This is a genomic window from Kitasatospora sp. NPDC036755 (genome assembly GCF_040636595.1).
In the GTDB taxonomy this organism is placed as follows: Bacteria; Actinomycetota; Actinomycetes; order Streptomycetales; family Streptomycetaceae; genus Kitasatospora.
Genome location: NZ_JBEZUT010000662.1, coordinates 1 through 1,545 on the forward strand (window position 1 = coordinate 1; position 1,545 = coordinate 1,545).

Annotated in this window: 1 protein-coding gene and 1 pseudogene; both read right to left on the reverse strand. The window is 75.6% G+C overall.

All coding sequences use genetic code 11. From position 1 onward, the window contains the following. Positions 1-908: segregation/condensation protein A (locus AB0E96_RS41035; RefSeq protein WP_359831924.1), on the reverse strand; the 908-nt coding region annotated here is incomplete at its 3' end. Positions 909-1,232: 324 nt separating this feature from the next. After that, a pseudogene (locus AB0E96_RS41040) lies at positions 1,233-1,545 on the reverse strand (hypothetical protein); the annotation flags it as partial.

The window sequence follows — 1,545 nt, forward strand, 5'->3', positions numbered from 1 at the left end:
CGCCCCTGTGCGCCGATCGCCCAAAAACCGACCGAAAAGGTGTTAATCCAACATTCATCCATGCCGCATAGCCTCCGGGGGCTAGCCTCATGCTGCTCGACCGCGCCCCGGCCCTCCTCGGCGACCCAGCGCACCAGCAACTCGCCGAGCGCCTCGGGCTGCTCGAAGGCGAGCACCCGCTCCCGGTACAGCTCCAGCAGGGCCAGGAAGCGGGCGACCACCACCAGGTCGTCCGGCGCGTCCTCGACCAGCCGCCGGAACGAGGCCTCGCCCAGCTCGGTGAGCAGCCCCACCACCAGGGAGGCCTGCTCGCGCACGCTCACCGGCGGGGTGTGGATGTGGTCCACGTAGACGACCGGCGCGGGCCTGGGCTCCATCGCCCTGGCCGCCAGCTCGGCGAGCCGCCGCGGCCCGATGCCGAGGACGACCTCCGGCAGCAGCTCCGCGTGCCGGGGCTCCAGGGCTGCCGTCCGGGGCCGGCGCAGCAGCTCGGCCGCCCAGCGCTCGCCGAACAGGGCCGCCGCCCGCTTGTACGCCCGGTACTGGAGCAGCCGCGCGAACAGCAGGTCGCGGGCCTCCAGCAGGGCCAGGTCCGCCTCGTCCTCGACCTCCGCCGCGGGCAGCAGCCGGGCGGCCTTGAGGTCCAGCAGGGTGGCGGCCACCACCAGGAACTCGGTCGTCGCGTCGAGGTCCCAGTCCGGGCCCATCGCCCGGATGTGTGCCAGGAACTCGTCCGTCACGGTGGCCAGCGCCACCTCGGTGACGTCCATCCGGTGCTTGGCGATCAGGCTGAGCAGCAGGTCGAAGGGGCCTTCGAAGTTGTCCAGCCGTACCCGGAAGCCGCCCCGCGACTCGTCGTCGGTCGCGTTCGCGGCGGTGGCGGCTGGTGGTTCGGCGGTTCTGGGCATGACGGTCCATCTTCACCCGTCGCAGGCTCCGGCCCCGCCACGGGGCGGCCCGACACGCCGTTCCAGCGGCCCTGCGGGGCCTCGTACGGGCCTCTGCGGCCGCACTGGTCCCGGATCGTCGCTCCGGAGCTCCGACGCCCGGGAAGCACCCCTGCGGCCCCGACACGGCCCCGCCTCGGTTCCCGGGGCCTTCCCCGCTCCCGGCCCGCGTCCCCAGGGCCTCCTGCCGCGTTCCCGGCTCCTGCCGACCGGCGGCCTCCCCACGCCGGGCCGGCGGCCCCCCTCGACGCCCGGCGGAACCCGCCGGCCGCCCTTCCGCGCCGTCTACCGGCCGCGCAGCCGCCGGACCAGGATCGAGGCCTCGCCGCGCTGCTCCAGGTCCGCCAGGACGACCGCGATGGCCTCCCGGACGATCCGTCCGCGGTCCACCGCCAGGCCGTGCTCACCGCGCAGCACCAGCCGGGTGTGCTCCAGGTCCATGAGCTCCTCGGCGGACACGTACACCGTGATCTTCTCGTCGTGCCGCTCGCGCCCGCTGGGCCGGCGCGGGGCGCGGCCTCGGGGCCGGGCACGGCCGGCCGCACCGGGCTGTTCCTCGACGGCGCCCTGGTGCGTCCGGGCCGCCGGCGCGGGGGCC